Here is a 17,565-nt window from a genome sequence, read left to right as displayed (position 1 = left end):
GAGGGCCGTCCGGGTGCTGAAAGGCGGTGATATTCTTATGCTCTCTTCCCGGAGCTGCGCCCTCCCTCTTGCCCTCGTTGGACGGTCTTTGCTGTAAAAAAGGTTCCACTTAATCAGTTGTTAAATCATGGGCCAACTCGAGCGGAGCGAGAAGGAAAAACGGTGGCAGAGAGGTGTGGAAGCTCCGAAGCGGAGTGGAGGGGATAGAACGCATGATCCGGAAACGGTATGAGACGGGCCGTTACCTCTCGCCATTCCAGGGCACGCAAAAGAGACCAGCGCCTGGGTGGGCGCTGGGATGTGGGGGAAGCGTTACTCGGGGTCGCTGAGCGCGCCCTTTAGGGTGCTCGCGGCTTTGAAGGCGACCTTCTTGCCAGCGGGAATCTGAATGCGCTCGCTCGTGCCGGGACGCACACCGGTACGGGCCGCGGTTTCCCGAACGCTGAAGGTTCCCAGGCCGGGGAGTCCGACGCTCTGACCTTTTTGCACGCCCCGCACGACGATTTCCATAAAGGCATTGACGGCCTGGTCCGCCTGCTTCTTGGTCAGACCGGTTTTCTGTGCGACCTGCTCCACGAGCTGGGTCTTGGCGACCTTGGTGCTCTTGGCCGAAGCGGCTTCGGCCTTCGGGGCGGGTTCAGCGGCGGGAGCCGCCTTCGCGGAGGCCTTCGTTGACTTTTTCGTCATGCTGGGCAGTTTGACCGATGGCCACGGCGAAAAGCAAGCGGGAGGACTTCGACTGGGCTCTTCCAGAATCTGCTTGAGATGCAGGTGGGCCTCAAACCCGTTCTTTTTGCTTTGAGGCGGCTTTCGCGCAATTTGATGCGGGAGAGCGTTTGGACCCGGTCGGGTGTGATCTGCGCGCCGAGCGCTGGGTCTGCCATCAGGTCTGCGAGGCTGGTGGGGAGGGCGCCCGCAGTGCCGGGCAAGCGGTCACTCAACAGAAAGCGGCTTTCCGAGAACGCCTGAAGGCCGGAAGAATGGACGTTGAGCGACCTCAACCGCTTGCTGGTCTGCCAAGCCTCAGAACGTGCCCGGTGCTCCTGACTTCAGTGGATGGCAGGGCGAGGATTGGTGCCGCGAGTATGTTCCTGTGCGTGAAGCGAGGTGAGCGTGCGGCGTACGGCTTGCTCGTTGGGCGTGGGCTGGAAGCTGAAGTTCAGGGCGAACGCCGACCCGTCCAGTACGTAGGCCTCCTCGAACTCGTAGAACATCTCGCCAAATTCGCGTGCCACGGGGCTAAACAGTCCCGCGATCCGGATAAGGGCTTTGGGGAGGACGCCAGGACGAGCTGGAACGCCCCCTTCCCGCGCCACAAGCTCGATCCAACGACGGCCGGTCAGCGGAACGTCTGTTGGAACGTGCCACACCCGTCCAAGGGCGCGTTCATGCGTTCCCAAGATGGCCAGTCCCCGGGCATAGTCCTCAATGAATGACAGGCTGTGCAGGCGGTCAAGGCGGGCGGGCCACTGCACGGCCTTTCCGGCGGCCGCCTTGCGGAAGAAGTTCAGGTCAGCCACGCTCGCCTCCACGCCTGGCCCGAAGAAGGAAGACGCCCGCCCAATGACGACGCGCGCCTGGCCTGCCCGGTGAGCCGTGAGCAGACGGTCAGCCACCTTCGCCCTCACCTTGCCCTTACGGTCCGTTGCGACCGCTGGAAGGCCCTCGTGGATTGGCCCAGTCACTGGGCCATACGCGTACAGGTTATCCACCATCACCAACCGAGTATCTGGTGAGGGGAGGGCCAAAAGCACGTTCTCGATGAGAGCGGGAAATTCCTCGGGCCAGCGGTGGTAGGGGGGCTGGGCTGCCATGTAGATGACTGAGGCGTCCGCGAGTACCGCGCGTAGGGACTCAAGGTTTGTCAAATCGGCGGCGCGCCACTCTACTCCCGCAGGCCAGCCCCCACGGTTTGATCGGGACACAGCGCGTACGCGGTGCCCGAGGTGGGCGAGTTCGTTCACGAGGGTGCGGCCGGCTGCGCCTGTGCCGCCAAGGACGACATGCAGGTTGCTAGATGTGGTCATGGTGTTCTCCAGATATGAGGTTGAGGCGGGTGGAGGCCAAGGAATTGAGGCCCACGGCCGGTTCGGGCGCTGTAGGAAGGTCAACCCCAAGACCAGCAACCAGGGCTTCAAGAGACATTGAGGACCAGCCCTAGCGGTATTCCGAGAACTTCGTCAAGCAAGAGGCTCCAAGACGGGAAGTGGGCATATGGCTGGTAGAGGGATGACCTCTCGCCTCATTACCGTCCTTACTGTACCGTCTAAAATGGACGGTGTGAGAAAAGCCTACACTTCTGCCAGCCCTCACGCAAGTAGCGCTGCCTTGAATCTTCAGAGGTGCGTCCATCTCGTCCTGCGCCGCTCTGCAGTCTCCGGATACACCGTGAGGCGTTGCCTTGAGCGAGTGCACACGGCGCAGGACATGGAGCAGCGTGAGGCGCTGCGGGCCTTGGGCGGGCTGTTGACCCGGATCACTGGGCCAGCACCGACTCGAAAGGCCGCCAGGCGGAAGGACCTCCTCAATTGGTCTGATGGGCGTGAAGCTCTGTCGCGTTCAGGCGGCCCTGAGCGCGTATCCTTAGTCCTCTGACAGTTCAGATGGTTCCGTGTGCTTCGGCATCCCAAAATTTCGCGCGAATGTTCGCAACATGCACGTCCACCACATTACGCTGGCCCGGCTGGGTTGCCCGCCAGCGTTCCTGCGCGTTGTCCTCCATCTTGCTGATGGAGGAGGGCATGCCTTGATCGTACGGAGGAGGCCACGGGACGGGCTGATGTACAAGGGCCTTGATTCAATAGGCGTGCTGGATCGTCGTTCTCGGCGTCCGTGCTCGCCACGATGCACCATCAAACCGCAGGCCTTTGGTGAGCGGCCGGATGATCACGCCGCCCTCGTAACGCGCCTGCTCATTGAGGAAGGGCCGGGCGTGTTGGAGCGCTGTGACTTGGCGCTCGACTTCCAGGACGCGGCGCGTCACGGTCGCAATATTCCGGTGGCCTTCCGCATGCAGGCCCTTCACGGCCTGAGCAATCAATTTTCGCCAGGGGTGCCCCATCAAGGCGTAAGACCTCTCCCCTACCGCGGTAGAACAGCATTCCTGGTCTTGCGCTTTGCCGGCAGAACCGAACGTGGCAAGGTTGAGATCAAGGCCTTTCAGAAGGAGTAGGTGGGATGAACTCTTGCTTTCTGCACGTGGCACATCGGTCAATTTTAATCAGTTGCGCTATGCTTTGCCGCCCTGCTGTGGTATAGTAAAGGGTGATAATTTTAGAGGGTAAGTACAATGTGCAACAAAATAAAAGGTTATCTATCTTCGCTGAAGGCAAAGCTTTGCCAAAGGGCACCTTAGAAACAGATATAGCCGCGCTCCAGAAGAACTGCGCGGGCACAGGGCGTTGCGATGTACAGGTGATGACCCAGCACGGAATTATGTTCGGAACTTTGATTGAGAAAAAGCCGTTGCAGTTTAGTCTATGGCAATTCGAAGGCCACTTGTCTTTCCCCCCCAGAACATACCCAGGTCTTACACTGAAGAGTTGAGTAGGTACGCTGGCGCAGAAATTCCTCGCGCTTCCACCTCTGTAGGGCGAGGCGCTGGATCACGAGGATGGGAAGTCCGAGCTTCATGGTGATTTCCGCCACCGCCAGGCCCAAGTCCTCCGTACGGTACAGCTACAACAGGGCCGGCGGGCACCTGGCGGAGAAGAGTAACAGCAAGTGGGGAAGGCCCCGGACCGTTCGCCATGCGAACTCATTCAGCCCGAACCCGATGTTTGGGCTCTTTGTAAAACGGTTCAATGGCCCAGGTTGCTTGCCCTCCCAGGCAATACTGTCACCTGGGAGCAACTGCGACGGGACGGGCAAGAAGGTCCGGTCCACACGTGCCAGAGTCAGGGCTTTCCAGGGCCGGTTCGCAAGGGAGGCTCTACCGTCACCTGTCTTGGGTGATTGGGTCGCCGGGTAGAATGCACGCCGACAACAACCCCGAACCTCTGGCTGCGGATCCCTTGCAGAATGGTGGTGAACCCGGAGCCGCTGTCTGTCAGGATTCACATCTCAAAGCGGCACCTTGTTGTCGCTCCGTTTAGTCTTGCTGCGTTTCCCTAAGATCTATGGCAACGTTTCTGACGTGAAGAGACCCGTTTTAGCCTTATCGCCCCGTCACCTGCGTTGGTCTTTTTTCCTACTTGGGCTGGGATTGGGCGTGAGCGCTCTGTTGCGAACAGGCTGGCACTTCGCAGATGCTCTGGTATGGGCCCCCTCCGTTCGCCGACGCATCCCAAGGACACGCGTCCTCAGCGTGACTGGAAGCCCAGAGAACGCAAACCCGGGAGATCTGGCTAATGCTGGGCCTCTCCAGATCACACTCCCCCGAAATGCAGCCACCATTCGTCCGGGGGTCTTAGGCCTGGAGTGGGAGGACGGTGCTGGGACTCGGTACCACGCGCAGCTGGGCCCCAAACTGAGTGAGACCCGCCGTACCGTGACTCGCACCGTGCAGTGGCAGGAAGCTGCCCTCGTGACCGGGCAGGAGGTCTGGCCCAGCACCATTGGCCTCGGTACGCCTATCTCGCGCGGACTGCCTTATAAGGACGTTCTCGTCCCCGCGCAGCATGGGGGGATGCCCGCTTGGCTCGTGCCTGGCAATCCTGCTGGAGAAGTGAGGGGCACCGATTGGGTGATCCTGACCCATGGGTACAAGGGGCTGCGGCAGGACTCGCTACGTATCCTGCCGACATTCAGGCGGTTGGGCCTGACCAGCCTCACCATTACCTACCGCAATGCGCACGGAGCGCCCCGAACGAAGCAGGGGGTCTACCGCTTAAGTGCCGAAGAGTGGCAGGACCTGGAAGCGGCTGTGGTCTACGCCCGTACGCAGGGAGCACGGCGCCTCTTGCTGATGGGGTTTAGCATGGGTGGCGGAATTACCTTGGCGTTCCTGCGTTACAGCACGCTTGCTGCAGAGGTGAGCGGCGTCATCCTCGACTCTCCCTCCCTGGAATGGCGTGCCTTGATTCGCCACTTTGCCCGACGGTACCGTCTCCTGCCTCTGGCTGGAATGGTAGAACGGCTGACAAGTCTGAAGAGTGGGCAGGACTTTGATGCCGTCGATCACTTGAGTGTGATGGACCGCTTCTCCACACCGATGCTGCTGTTCCATGGGAGCCACGACCGAACTGTTCCGGTTGAACAGGTGGAGTTGCTGGCAAAGGCCCGGCCCGACATTGTGGAATACCACCGAATGGAAGGGGCCGAACACGTTCGGGGTTGGAACGTCGATCCAGAGAGGTATGAGGCAACACTGGCGGAATTTGTGCAGCGCATCATGTCCTGATTTCCGAGGCCAGCGTCATTTGAAGACAACCCCAGGCGAGCAGTTTTCCAGCGCTCTTGAAGACGAGGTCCTGTGGATCTCACGCTGGCTGAGAGGTGGGGCAGGTTCTCTACTCGCAGCTTGAGTAGGGTGCCCCCGGTTCTATCCGTCAGAACACGAAGCCCGTACCCTGAAGGTCAGCCTCTGCGGCCATACCTTCTGGGCTGGGGCGCTGCACGATCATCCCTTCCGGCCCGGGGTGCGGGAATACTACGAACTCAGCACCACGTCTACCGCCAGCAACCTCACCCCTTCCGCAATATGGCTCCTGCTGTGCCCTGCCGCTTCAGGACCGCGCAGCGCGCGGTGCGTGTTCAACTGGCCAGCAAGCGCCTCCTCCTGGCCTCGGACGGGATGTTGTGCAATGTCACGGCCAGTCGGTTCCCCACCACGCGAAGAGCTTGACCTTGCAAGACGGGATTCGGGCTCTCGCCTGAGCCCTGACCCGCAACACCTTGAATGCCGGGCAGCACCACCAGCTGGAAGATCGGGGGTTGGCCCTTCAGATGGATTTTTCGGGACTGACCGGAATAGGGGTCAGGGTCAGGCGTAAGAGGTAGGTCTTTCCCCCGCCAGAGGTTCGCCGGCTATAGCGGCGTTGTAGAGCGTGGAGTTCGCGCTGCAACGCCTTGGCGTCCTCTGCCCTGAGGCTCAGCGCCGTGGTGTTGTCCCAGATGGTGGGCGCGTGTTCATCCAGCAGTGGTTCCAGAAAGCCGCGTTGGGTGAGGTCATGAACGTTGTCTGCGGGTCGATAGGGCAGGAGGGCGTGACTTTTCAGGCCGCTCTCGTCGCCGTAGGTGTACAGCCCAAACCAGCGTGGATCATCGGCCAGAGCACCCCACGCGCGCGTGAGGGTCGCCAGAACCGAGCGGCGGGTGTTGTCCACCGATGTCTCGTACAGCGCCTGTACGGACTCGGCGGAGGTCGCAGTGAAGGGCACGAAGTACCCCTGGGAGGTGGCGCGGTAGTACCGCACGGCACGGCCCGCTCGAGGTTCGGTTCGCGTGACCTCCAGTAACCCCAGGCGCAGGAACTGCCGCACGCGGTAGAGCATGGCCGTCTTGCTGACCTGCAATTCCCGGGCCACGTCGCTGACCCGGCGTTCCCGCCAGATAAACGGCTCGAAAAACTGCCGGGTGTACGCGTCGGCGAGCACCCGCGCCGACGCGGGATCATCCAGCCGCTGCCACAGCTCATGCTCTGCGCCATCCTTTGCGGAAAGTCTGGGTGAATTTGGAGCTGTCATGTTCACCAGAGTAGCGATCAGTGTGCGTCCATGCACACCAAGCGCACTGGAAAACTATGGGAGACAGGCTTCGGCTGGTTGTGGCTCGGTCAGGCGGTGACGGCGTTGGGGGACCGGGCGCTGGGCATCGCCCTGCCTTACGTGGTCTACCAGCAGACCGGCTCGTTGACCTCGACCGCGCTGCTGGCGCTCTCGGGCTACCTGCCGGGCCTACTGTTCGGGTCGGTCGCCGGCGTGTTCGCCGATCGCTGGGATCGGCGGTGGTCGTTGGTCACCGCGCAACTGCTTCAGGGCGGAATCATCCTCCTGTTGCTCGCCGCCAGCCCGGAGCGGTTGTGGCTGACCACGGCCGTTGTCTTTGCCGAGCGCACCCTGAGCCTGCTCGCGTTGCCTGCCGGCGCGGCCCTGTTGCCGTCGCTCGTCGGTGAGGCCGCCCTGGCGAGGGCCACAGCCCGCCTGTCGGTGGCGACCACGACAGCGCGGCTGCTCGGACCCGTGCTGGGCGGCGCGCTCGCTGCCGCAGTTGGGATGCACGGGGCGGTTGTGCTCGACGCGATGAGTTTCTTCGTCGCAGCGGCGCTCTTCAGCCGGTTGCCGTTCCTTCCGAACCATGGCCGTGGACCAGCTCCCGCCTCACTGCTCGCGTCCTGGCGCAGCATGACCAGGGAATGGAAGGACGGCCTGCGGGTGATCGGGCAGCGCCGGGCGATCGGAACTCTATTTATCACCCTGTCCCTCACCAGTCTGGGCGGTACGCTGGTCGACCCCTACTCCATGGGCTTCGTCCAGGGCGTGCTGCAGGCCAACCCAGCCCAGGTCGGCCTGCTCAGCTCAGCGGTCGGTACGGGGACCTTGCTGGGCAGCCTGCTTTCCACCTGGGCTGTGGAGCGCTTCGATCTGCGGCGGCTGGTGGCCGTGGGGACCCTCCTTGTCGGTGGCCTGATGCTGGGGCTGTACCACCAGGCGGAACTGCCCCCTGTGCTTCTGCTGGGCGCACTGATGGGCCTGCCGATGGTCGTGGCGAACGTGGCCGCTTCCGCCATGCTGCAACTCAAGACGCCAGACCGGTACCGAGGCCGGGTCTACGGAGCGCTGGGCACCTCGAACGCCCTCGTCGGCGTCCTCGTCACGACCGCAGCCGCGCTGATCGGTGACCGGGTGGCAGCGGTGCCCATGCTGACCCTCGCAGGAATCCTGACGCTCATGGCCGGGATGGTGGCGCTGGCCCTACCGCACAGTTCGGAGGAATCGCCTTCCACCCTCCCGTTGGGTCGTGAGTAGCGCCGCTTGTCCGTTGTGTGACCCTCGCTTGCCCCCGTGGCGTCTCCCAGATATCTCAGTGTGCATTGATGGGAGGAGATCCTCGGCATGACAGGTGCCGGCCCAAGGGGTGCCGGGCAGTCCACACGGCTGAGCGAAACAGAGTCCAGTCCTCCCGCGTCCGCACCCTCGACGTACTCTCTCCGGATGCGGAAATCCTCGACGCGGCCCAAGACGCTGCGGAGCTGCGCCGCTGTGGCCGCCGGGCCCGTGAGGCTTTTGACCCGCCGGCCTGCCCGCTCGTCGAACCTCACTGAGAAGAACGTCCACGAGAGGCCGGGATGCTGAGGCAGGGCCAGCACCAGGGTGGTGCCCCGTTCGAGTTCAGGTCAGGGCTTGAAGACCATGACGTTAAACTTCACATCCAGAGGCATGGTGAGGGCGTTGTTTTCCAGGTAGATGCACCACCTCTCGCCGTTGTACCAGGCGCTGAAGGGTGAGGTGATGTAGGCCATGCTGCCGCCATTGCCCCAGCTCCGGCTAAAGACCACCACGGCGTTGGGCTGGTTGTTGGCGAGAGGATGATCCACGCAGGTGTAGTTGCCAACGGAATTGGCCGCACTGCTCGTGTGAACGAAGGCCGCCGAGCGGTTGAACTGGGTTGCGACGGCACCAAAGTTGGCATTCATGTCGGCAGCGCGAATCGGGCCGCCGGGCGCAAACGTATTGGGAACGCTAAACTGCGCGTAGGCCGTCGAGGCGAGGGTCAGCAGGGTCATCGTGAGGGTGATGTTTTTCATGACAGCTCCTTGAAGGCATTCAGTACAAAGGGTGTGAGGAACGCGGTGCAGCCTGCGTTCCCGGTGGCCGAACCGGCTTACTGAAAGGTGGCGGTGTCCCAGGCTGCTGTGTCCCAGACCCCGGCAGGGGGGCCGGAGGCGATATTGACGGTGACGTTCTGTTCGGCGGAGGCAGTGCTGTTTCCTGCGGCGTCATAGGCGCGGGCGGTGTAACGGTGGGTGCCGTTGGAAGTCGCCGTCTGCAGTTGGATGAAGGTGTAAGGCGCGGTACTGTCGGTGCTCAGCAGCGTTGTACCGTCGTAGAACTCCACCTTCGTCACCCCCACGTTGTCGCTTGCCGTTGCGGTTAGGGTCACGTCACCCGGCGAGGTGAGCGTTCCCGGCGAGGCGCTTAGACCGACAGTGGGGGCCACCGTATCTTGAGTGGGCGTGGGGCCTCCACTTCCACAGGCGCTGAGGCCGACAGCACCCATCAGCAGGAGGGTGGAGAGTCTGTACGTCATGCAAAACCTCCGGGAAGAGCAAGGGGGATCACTTCAGGCCACCGGGAGGCCGCTCCTGGGCCTCCAGTCGTGCGAGCAGGTCCAGGGGGCTGTCAAACTGCTCGGAAAACGCCGCCTCCTCGTGAATGCCTGAGCTGTGAAACGTGGGTAGGCACTGCAGGGTGGCGCGCCAGGGCCGAGCACGGATACGCAGGCGGTATTCCCATTCGCTGTCTTCGTCCATATCACCTCCGGTTTGAATGAAGTCAGCGTAGAAAGGGAAGCGTTGATCTGGCGTTACGTGCACCGCAGTGCGCGCGTAACGCCAGGTGCGCTCGCCCACCTCGACATGGCAGCAAAAAGGGGCCACTTTCGTGGCCCCAGGTCCAAGTTCCCCGCTGCTGTTACGGCACCGCCTGCCCGACATATCCGTAGGTGTACTGACCGTTGCCCTGGTCTTTGACCCATTGCAGGGAGAAGGAAAACGCTTTGCCATAGAACGCTGGGTCCCACTGCCCCACGGTGAACAGCACCTTGCCGACGGAGAACTTGGCGTTGTCCCCTTTGGGAAAGCGGCCCTGCAAGGTCTGGCCTAACAGGCCACCCAGATCCTTGCTGCCGGTGATGGTCCAGTCGGCGGGAATGATATCGCCGCCCATTCCGGGCCGCTGACTCAGGAGGTAATTGCCGCACCACCGGTAATCGGGTGGGCAGTACACCGAATTGTCCAACGCCTGCGCCGAGAGGTTCGTCGGCACATGGGCGGTGCTGGGCCCGCTGACATCCTGTCCAGCGGTGCAACCAGCGAGCGTCAGGGCGATGAGGGGTAGAAACAACATGTTCTTCATGGACGTCCTCGCTCGGGGGAGATGGGTTGACTTGCCGAGGGTAAGGGAACGGGCGTTACTTTGGCGTTACGGCCCTGCCAACCGGTGGAAGTTCTCCGTCAGGGCTTCCAGGCGCGCCTGTTGCTTTTGCTGCTGCGCCTCTGGACAGGCCGCGAGAAGGGTGGGCAGGCAGGCCAGAAGCTCCCGGCACTCGGCTTGCCCCGCTGGATCGTCCAGCAGCGCCTCCAGCAGCGATAGGCGGCTGCTGACGCTCCAGGTCGCGTAGTGGTATTTGTCGGCGCGGTCCCGCCACTGCCGCAGGCTCACGCGTTGCCGTTCCCGCTGACCGCGCGCCCGGTGGACCAGCGACAGCCGCTCGTACATCAGGCATTCCGTGTAGGGATCGGGCCATTCTTCCAGCAGTTCCAGGGCGCTGTTGGTGACTTCTAGCGCAGCCTCAAAGTCTTCCAGTACGAGGTAGATGGCGCTGAGGCTGGTGAGCGCGAGGCGTTCGGAGGTGCGGTCTCCGATTTCCACCGCGAGCGTGTGTGCCAAGCGGTACTGCTGCGCGGCCGCCTCGTCGTGCTCGGCCATATAAAGCAGCGTTCCAGCAGTGTTGTGCGCCATCGCCAGTCCCTTGCGGTGACCGCACGCCGAGAAAAGGGCCTGGGCCTCCTCCACCTTTGCCTGTCCCAAGTCGAGGTCGCCCACCTGACTCGCAGCGTAGGCCCAGCCGTTCAGCAGGCGGCCTCTAAGTTCCAGGGAGGTCGCCGGAGCGGCGGAGAGGGTCGAGGCGTAGGTGACCATCGCTTCCGGCCAGCGGTCCAGCCGGTTCAGGGCGTTGGCCTGCCACAGCCCGGCCCAGCCCTGTTCCTCCGCGGAGAGGGACTGGCCCGCACGCAGGGCGTGGACCCCTGCCAGTACCGCGCTGTATTCACCCTCCGAGAATTCCAGCTCCAGACGGTGCAGGATCAAGCGTGGGGGCGCGGTGGGCGAAAGCCGGGCCGTGACTGCCTCCAGCGCTGCGCGCCAGCCGGGTCGGTCATCCAGGGCGCGAAAGGCGGTCACGCGCTGCCACTCGGCCTCCAACGCGAGCTCGGGCGGCAGGCCCAGCGTGAGGGCACGCTCCAGGGACTGCAGCGCCTCACGGTGGGCATACATCCGGGCCGCGTCTCTCGCCGCCAAAAGCCAGTTGCGTGCGGCGCCTTCCCAGTCACCGCCACCCTCCAGGTGCGCCGCAAGTCGGGCGGCGGACGTCCCGAGATGGCTCAGGTTGGCCGCGAGTCGCCGGTGAAGCAACCTCCGGCGGTCGGCACTGAGGTGTTCCAGGAGCGTTCGCTGGATGAGGCTGTGCGCGAAGCCGTAGCGTCCGTCCTGTAGGTGGCCCAGCAACCCGGCGTCCACCGCCTGATCGAGCAGGTCCAACAGCGCCCACTCGTCCAGGGGCAAGCTCCCCGTGAGTTCTTCCAGGGAAAAGCCGTCCCCCAACAGCGCAGCGGCTGCCAGCACCTGCGCCAGAGGTCCTCCCGGGGAGAGGCGGGTCACGCGGGACAACACCGCGCCTGCCACGCTCGAGGGCAGCGGCAGTTCGTGGTAGTCGTCGGTGTCAGCGTCGAAGTCGGTGTGCCACTCTCCTCCGGACTCGCGCAACTGTCCGGTCGCCAGCAGTGTTCGCAGCATCTCCAGCAGGAACAGCGGATTGCCCTGCGTGCCCTCATGGAGTCGGCGGGCAAAGCGTGTCCCACCCATGCCAGAGGGAGAGAGGGCGCGGAGCAGGCGCAACGTGTCGGTTTCCGACAGGGGCCCGACCTCGACGGAACACAGGTGGCGGCGCCGTTCGAGGGCCAGCAGCAGGCGTTCCAGGGCCGCGTTCTGACGGCGTTCCAGCGTCCGTACGGTTCCCACGGCGCGCCACTCTCCCCCCCGCAACAACAGGCCCAGTACCTCCAGGGTCGAGGGATCGAACCAGTGCAGGTCATCGAGCCACAGCAGGCCCCCCGCTGACGCCGCCTTCACGGCCCGCGCGAGCCCTTCGAGGAACCGTGCCCGGCCCTCGCCGTGCGTGTCGGCCGTGGGCGGTATGCCTGCCCCCTGCGCCCATTCGGGCAGCAGCCGCGCCACCTCCGCTCGCCACACGTCAGGTAAGGCGCGCAACGCATCCGCGCGTGGGCGTAGGGCCTCCGCCAGCGGCAGAAAGGGCGTATTGCCCGTCTCCTCGTACCCCTGCAGCTTGAGGGCGTGACCCCAGCGTGTGGCCAGCGCCTGCGCGAGTGCCGATTTACCTGCGCCTGGTTCACCTTCCAGCAGCACGAGGCGTTCACCCGCTCGAATCTGCTCCTCCAGACGCGCGAGCAACCCGTCACGGCCGATTAGGGGTGGACGGTCGAGGCTGGCGCGTTGGCGGGCGGCGGGCGGCGCGGGCGGGTGCAGCACACCCCGCAACCGCTCGGCCAGGACGGTCAACTCCAGCGCGGGTGACAGGCCCAGGTCAGCCAGCAAGCGGCAGATCTCAGCGTACACCTGTCCCGCCGCCTGCAGTTCGCCCAACCCCACGTGCAGCCGCATGGTCGACAGACAGGCCGCCTCGTCTGCCGCGGCCCGCAGGGGAGTCAGGGCCTCTATAGCGCCGCGGGGATCACCCTGCTGTTCCAGCTGATGGGCCCGTGCCCGGCACAGCTCCAACCAGCGCGCATTCAGCCGCTCACGCCGGCTGGTCAGCCACTCCTCGAATGCGGGCGCATGGGGGACTTCCACGCCGTTTAGTAGTGGTCCCCGGTAGATCGCCAGGAGGTCAGCCGCGTCAAGGGTATGCGCCTGTGTCTCAAAGGTCAGGGCGTCACAGCTGAGGGAGCGCAGCCCGACCACTTCCCCCTCCAGGACGAGAAAGGGGGCCAGGGGCGAGCCTTTGAGGCGGTGCAATTCCTGGCGCAAATTGCGCCGGGCTCCCTCGTCCGTGCCGTCACTCCAGAACAGGTCGGCCAGATGGGCGCGGTGCAGAGGACGGGCAGAGCCTTCCACCGCCAGATAGGTCACGAGGGCCAGGCGTTTGGGCGGCAGGGACAGTGATTCCCCAGCCAACCGCACCTCCGGCTGACCCAGCACCCGCAGTTCGACCTGGCCCATTTCCACGTTGAACCCCACAGTCTGCTTCCCGAATAGGCCGAGTATAAGCGTTTCAAGTTTTGGAGTTATCCGCTACGCCCTGTGGCTGGACCACCGCTACGCCCTCAGCCAGTGAGACGTCCAGGAGTTGTTGTACGGGCGCGGTATCACCGTCCGTCACGAGACCTTCTGCCAGCGGAACGACAAATTCGCTCCCTTGCTCACGAAGACACTCCCCCACCGGGAACCCGTGAGGGTTTCCCGGCGACATCTTGACGAGGTCCGCGTAAAGGTGGGGGGAGTGAAGCACTGACTGTGGAGGGCAGGAGACGAGCACGGCGGCGTACTCGACATCCTGCTTCAGCCCCCCTCGGACTACGGAGGCTGCAAATCTGGTGGGTGGTTTGGGGAGGGACGGTGTGGAGCATGCGGGAATGAGAGGGAGGGGTGTTCTGGGTTGGGCACGGTGAAATTGAGAGGACTTTTCCCACTTCTCCTCTGCTCTCCGCCTCCGGTTGCAGGTGACCAAGTACCAGGCAGAAGTGAGGGTGCTTCCCCGCTGTCGCCGAAGACGACAGGCCGCGTTTCTGCAGAACGTTCAGGGTCAAGTTCAGTACAGACCTCGGTTCCAAGGCTTGACCGTGTACCTCAATGTCGCTCAATTCCTACGGTTCAAACGGGTTGGGGATGAGCTGGAAACGCGGTACGGACTGCGCTCCAGTGAAGGTGCCCCCGCGCTCCCTCACCGTGTCGTCACAGAGAGGTTGGCTGGATTTGAGGCAGGCTGAGGGGAAAGCGGTGAGACAGCCGCAGGGGGTCACCGATGACGCTGAGGGAGAAACGGCTGTGATAGGGCGTCCTGTCCACAACAGCTCGCCGCCCTACTGGGGCGTATTTTGCACCTCCCACAATCTTAGACCGTTTGTCATAAAGATGCTGAAGGATACGCACGGTGGAACCAGGCGCTGGTGGGAGGGGCGATGGGCGTGCTGTTCACCCTCCGGGTAGGGCCAACAACTGCAGAACTCCATTGGCTGATCAGGTCACGGCGGAATGGAGACGTGCGGCGCCCGACATCCTTTTCAGGCGGCGGTGATGACCGTAATGACGTGGAGATTGTGGCCCTGATGAAGTTGCTGAACGATCAACTGCCGATACTCGTTTGCCCGTTCCACGCCGATTTCTTCCACGAGCCGCACGAAGTCAGGCTCGGTGAAGCGCTGCTCACCCGCAGGTTGAGACAGGAAGAAAAAGGCGACCAACTCTTCCAGAGTCAAGGGTGTCATGGTGCATTGTTGAAGCGTCCGTCTGACATGCTTATGACAACGACCAGGAGGAAGTCGAGGAACAAGACTGCATAAGGGGCCCAGTCGCCTGACGCTTACCGGTGAAGATTCGTCGCACCGTGTCCTTCGCCCCAAACCCCCGCGGGCGGGTTCTTTAGAGCTGCATCCCGACGCGGTCAGCCTTGAAGAAAATAAAGACGCGCATACACCTCAGGCGGGCATGTCCTTGCCTGCATGACCCTCACGGGACCGCGCGGTCGCCACGACGCGCGGCGGCTACACCTCCCCAGGATACGGCGGCTGGGAGAGGATTTCAGAGCGGAAGGAATTACGAGTTGGACGTCCTGGAAACTGTCCATTACTCGCCTCCTTCTCTCCCCGCCTCGATCCCACATTCCTGGCGGACACTGCCTGTACCGGCGAACGTCTGGTTAAGGATGCAGTTAATCAGTGATGAAACAACGGGTTGATCCGAGCAGGGCGGGCAGGAAAAGCGGTGACGAACAGAAGCGGAATCACCGAAGCGGAGTGGATGTAACAGATTGTCCGGGAATTGTCTGAGAACACGCGCCGGATGGGTGGATGCTTTTCAGGTGTGCCGGGGAGCTGGTGGGACTAGTTCGAGCCGCCCCCTGGAAGCTGCAGGATTGGCCACCTTACGGGGAAAGCTGCCTCGTCCGGCCGTGTTTTGGGGAAGGGCGTACCAGAGCGGGAAGCCCTGCTGTCACTCCAGCTCCAGAATGCGGCGACCTCCAGAAGCGGTGCAAGTAAAAAGACACCGACGGCAGAGCAGGTCGTGACAGCGACCTTTCAGGCTCAGGGGAGGTTGGCGTTCCACCTGGCGCCTCCGGACAGGTGGGGTAACCGTCCAGCTGTCCGGAGGCGCTCCCCGCCTTTGTACCGCTGACTCGGGCTTCTTTCATGCTCAGGGCAGCAGGGGAAGGGTCAGGACGTGCAGCGCCCGGTCTTGCCCACTTAGGTAAACCAGGCGTGTGCCGTCCGGCGCCACCCGCCAGTCATCGCCCGCAATTTTGTCCGAGAGGGACGTCACCTCTGCGGTCTGACCCGTGGTGACGTCCACACGCAGCAAGCGTTGTGAGGCCGCTCCAGGCTCGTAGGGCACCAGCAGCGCCCGCGTCCCGTCCAGCCAACGCGCAGATCCGAATGCTGGAAGGGCCTGGACATCGCCGCCTGACGTGGGCACGGCAAACATCCCGTTGTGTCCCGCTGTATCGAGCGTCACCCGAAACAGTACCCTCATGCCGTCCGCACTGAGGCGCACGCCGCTGAGCACCTGCCCCTGCGCCAGGACTCGCGTTTTGCCACTCGCGAGATCGACCGTCAGGACCGAACGGCGGGGGTCGTTTCTGGCCTGCCGTCCGGTCAGCAGCAGCGTGCCCTCATTGACCCAGCCCACCAGCCGCCCTCCATACACGGTCACGCTCCGTCTGGACGTTGGCCGGGGTTCGCCTCCAAAGGGATCGGTGGTCCAGACGGTGAGGGGAATCCAATCGTTCCGGTTGGCCGTACCGTACGCCGGCCACGCCAGTCGGCCACCCGCCGACCACACGGCGTCCCGCCCACTGGTGGCCACGATGACAGGCGTGGCAGCGGATGAACCGCCGAGCCGTACGGCCAGCGCTGCCGACGGTCCAGTAGGTTGTAATCCATACCTGCCGCTTTCCGAGAGCAGCGTCGGTGGCAGGCGCCAGGTGCCCTCTTGCGTCCCACCAGCGGCGGGAACGCTGTACACCCCAACTTCTCGCCCTGCTGGGCGATCCAGGTACAGCAGGTGCGCACCATCTGCCGTCCAGACAGCGTGGGCACAACAACCGGAGCGGGTGATACGGATATTTGCAGGCTCAGCGGCAGGTCTATTCGCGGGAAGCGGTGCAGCAGGTAAGGGGAGAACCGGAGCGGACACATCAGGCAGTCGGAGCACCTGACCCGCCTTCAGGTCCGTTCCCGTCAGACCGTTGAGCGCCTGGAGTTGCGCGACTGTCAGACCGACCGACCGGGCCAGACTGTACAGGGTGTCGCCGGCCTTGACCGTGTAGGTTGTGGCCGCGGCGGGGGAAGTCAGGAGCGTCGCGAGCAGGACGGTTTTCCAGAACCTTCCCGCCTTCATCTGCCCACCAGCGGGAGGGGCGGCCAGGGTTGCGCGAAGTTGTTGAGCAGTGGACCGTGCAACCGCACGCTGGGCTGGTCATCAAGAAACTGCCAGATTCCCGGTTGCCGCAGGTCCTGTTGAAAGCCCCCGCCCTCCATATCCGGATTGACCAGGCCGAGCGAAGCCCAGTCAGCCTGGAGGTAACCGATAGGATTCACAAGCGCCTGATGCGAATGGTCCCTGAGCTCCAGATGCAGATGCGGCTCTGACGCGCACGTCTCCTGCGAGTCGCCGGATAAGGCCACCTCCTCGCCGCGCCAAATTCGCTGGCCTACCTTTACGGTAGGCCTTTTCAGCAGGTGTCCATATAGGCTTGAGAGACCGTCTGGGTGATCGATGACCAGGTTGTGTGGTGCGGAGCCGTGTGGGCCGTCCACCTCCGCCACGGTGCCGTCGGCGATCGCCACAACGGGGGTACCGCACGGGGCACTGAAATCCAGCCCGAAATGCACGCCCTGCCCGTTTCCATACAGGTTGCGCCGCTGCTCATACGCAAAGGTGGTGTTTCCGTACACCTGCCCCAGCAACCAGGTGTCTGGACCGGGAGGCGCAGCGAATGGCAAACCGTACTGTCCTGTGGGCCGAGGCAAGCTGGAGAGCGCGGTAGGCGTTCCCGAATGTGCTGAACCGGTGCCCGTGAGTTGTAACAGAAACGTCAGGCCAAGCAGGCAAAACTTGGCCTTCCGCTGTACGCTCACCGCAGCACCTGCTGCGGAAACAGGTGAGCAGTGGCTGTGTCCGGCAAGGCGCCCAGAATCTGCAACTGATCGGCTCGCTCGTCCTCACGGCAACCCATGAACGCGCTGCCCTTGTGGTCCGGCGCGAGGAGTCTGCTGTGGAAGCGGACGGAGCGGTTGGGACCGCTCAGGACGACGGTGTGGGGTGAGGTCATAGGACTGATCTCAATATAAAAGGCAAACACCACTCAGGAGTTGGAGTGAACCCAACAGGGCGGACCGCAGGGCAAGTCACATCGTGAAGGAGGCTGCCGATGAGGCTACCAGCACCGAAC

At 63.4% G+C, this 17,565-nt stretch carries 16 protein-coding genes and 1 pseudogene; 3 read left to right on the top strand and 14 right to left on the bottom strand.

What is annotated here, in order from left to right:
• Positions 1-312 precede the first annotated feature (312 nt).
• From B9A95_RS08760 to B9A95_RS31885, 4 genes are all read right to left on the bottom strand, one after another.
• Entirely contained in the window at positions 313-687 is a 375-nt protein-coding gene (locus B9A95_RS08760) for an HU family DNA-binding protein (protein WP_084046587.1), read from the bottom strand.
• A 362-nt stretch (positions 688-1,049) separates the two neighbouring features.
• Positions 1,050-2,027 carry an NAD-dependent epimerase/dehydratase family protein gene (locus tag B9A95_RS08755; protein ID WP_084046586.1) on the bottom strand — a complete coding sequence of 326 codons (978 nt, stop codon included), beginning with the start codon at positions 2,025-2,027 and terminating at the stop codon, positions 1,050-1,052.
• Positions 2,028-2,599: 572 nt separating this feature from the next.
• Positions 2,600-2,743, bottom strand: coding sequence for a helix-turn-helix domain-containing protein (locus B9A95_RS31890; RefSeq protein ID WP_139806609.1), 144 nt, complete (start codon positions 2,741-2,743; stop codon positions 2,600-2,602).
• 54 nt (positions 2,744-2,797) lie between these two features.
• A complete protein-coding gene (locus B9A95_RS31885; RefSeq protein ID WP_139806608.1) occupies positions 2,798-2,983 on the bottom strand; it encodes a hypothetical protein in 186 nt (61 codons plus the stop codon).
• A 1,506-nt stretch (positions 2,984-4,489) separates the two neighbouring features.
• On the opposite strand from B9A95_RS31885, the gene B9A95_RS08740 reads away from it, so the two are divergent.
• Entirely contained in the window at positions 4,490-5,341 is an 852-nt protein-coding gene (locus tag B9A95_RS08740; protein ID WP_245808212.1) for an alpha/beta hydrolase, read from the top strand.
• Between the two features lie 541 nt (positions 5,342-5,882).
• Here B9A95_RS08740 and B9A95_RS08735 read toward each other — a convergent pair.
• A complete protein-coding gene (locus B9A95_RS08735; protein ID WP_084046581.1) occupies positions 5,883-6,626 on the bottom strand; it encodes a winged helix-turn-helix domain-containing protein in 744 nt (247 codons plus the stop codon).
• 30 nt (positions 6,627-6,656) lie between these two features.
• Between B9A95_RS08735 and B9A95_RS08730 the strand changes: the two genes are divergently transcribed.
• Entirely contained in the window at positions 6,657-7,907 is a 1,251-nt protein-coding gene (locus B9A95_RS08730; protein ID WP_084046579.1) for an MFS transporter, read from the top strand.
• 368 nt (positions 7,908-8,275) lie between these two features.
• Here B9A95_RS08730 and B9A95_RS08725 read toward each other — a convergent pair whose 3' ends face one another.
• The 5 genes from B9A95_RS08725 to B9A95_RS08705 form a co-directional block, all read right to left on the bottom strand.
• Positions 8,276-8,686 (bottom strand): DUF7452 domain-containing protein, encoded by a 411-nt coding sequence (locus B9A95_RS08725; protein WP_084046578.1) that lies wholly within the window; start codon positions 8,684-8,686, stop codon positions 8,276-8,278.
• A gap of 77 nt (positions 8,687-8,763) precedes the next feature.
• Positions 8,764-9,189, bottom strand: a complete 426-nt coding sequence (locus tag B9A95_RS08720; protein WP_084046576.1) for an Ig-like domain-containing protein — start codon at positions 9,187-9,189, stop codon at positions 8,764-8,766.
• Positions 9,190-9,217: 28 nt separating this feature from the next.
• Positions 9,218-9,412: a hypothetical protein gene (locus B9A95_RS08715; RefSeq protein WP_139806607.1), complete on the bottom strand. Its 195-nt coding sequence runs from the start codon at positions 9,410-9,412 to the stop codon at positions 9,218-9,220.
• 160 nt (positions 9,413-9,572) lie between these two features.
• Complete coding sequence (locus B9A95_RS08710; protein ID WP_084046573.1) at positions 9,573-10,016, bottom strand: hypothetical protein; 444 nt, start codon at positions 10,014-10,016, stop codon at positions 9,573-9,575.
• A gap of 66 nt (positions 10,017-10,082) precedes the next feature.
• Positions 10,083-13,136: an ATP-binding protein gene (locus tag B9A95_RS08705; RefSeq protein WP_245808211.1), complete on the bottom strand. Its 3,054-nt coding sequence runs from the start codon at positions 13,134-13,136 to the stop codon at positions 10,083-10,085.
• A 25-nt stretch (positions 13,137-13,161) separates the two neighbouring features.
• Here B9A95_RS08705 and B9A95_RS08700 point away from each other — a divergent pair.
• Positions 13,162-13,491 (top strand): annotated as a pseudogene (locus B9A95_RS08700) (transposase domain-containing protein); the annotation flags it as partial.
• A 688-nt stretch (positions 13,492-14,179) separates the two neighbouring features.
• On the opposite strand, the gene B9A95_RS08695 reads toward B9A95_RS08700, so the two are convergent.
• The 4 genes from B9A95_RS08695 to B9A95_RS08680 all read right to left on the bottom strand — a co-directional run bounded on the left by B9A95_RS08695 (position 14,180) and on the right by B9A95_RS08680 (position 17,445).
• Positions 14,180-14,383, bottom strand: a complete 204-nt coding sequence (locus tag B9A95_RS08695; RefSeq protein WP_084046569.1) for a hypothetical protein — start codon at positions 14,381-14,383, stop codon at positions 14,180-14,182.
• Between the two features lie 925 nt (positions 14,384-15,308).
• Positions 15,309-16,511 (bottom strand): LysM peptidoglycan-binding domain-containing protein, encoded by a 1,203-nt coding sequence (locus B9A95_RS08690; protein ID WP_084046567.1) that lies wholly within the window; start codon positions 16,509-16,511, stop codon positions 15,309-15,311.
• Positions 16,508-17,251, bottom strand: coding sequence for a M23 family metallopeptidase (locus tag B9A95_RS08685; protein WP_245808210.1), 744 nt, complete (start codon positions 17,249-17,251; stop codon positions 16,508-16,510). Before B9A95_RS08685 ends, B9A95_RS08690 begins: the two co-directional genes overlap by 4 nt.
• Positions 17,248-17,445, bottom strand: coding sequence for a hypothetical protein (locus B9A95_RS08680; RefSeq protein ID WP_084046566.1), 198 nt, complete (start codon positions 17,443-17,445; stop codon positions 17,248-17,250). The genes B9A95_RS08685 and B9A95_RS08680 overlap by 4 nt, the downstream gene beginning before the upstream one ends.
• Between the last annotated feature and the right edge of the window lie 120 nt (positions 17,446-17,565).

Source organism: Deinococcus hopiensis KR-140 (assembly GCF_900176165.1).
In the GTDB taxonomy this organism is placed as follows: domain Bacteria; phylum Deinococcota; class Deinococci; order Deinococcales; family Deinococcaceae; genus Deinococcus; species Deinococcus hopiensis.
Note: the sequence above shows the minus strand (reverse complement) of the source record. Positions and strands in the feature narration are given on the sequence as shown.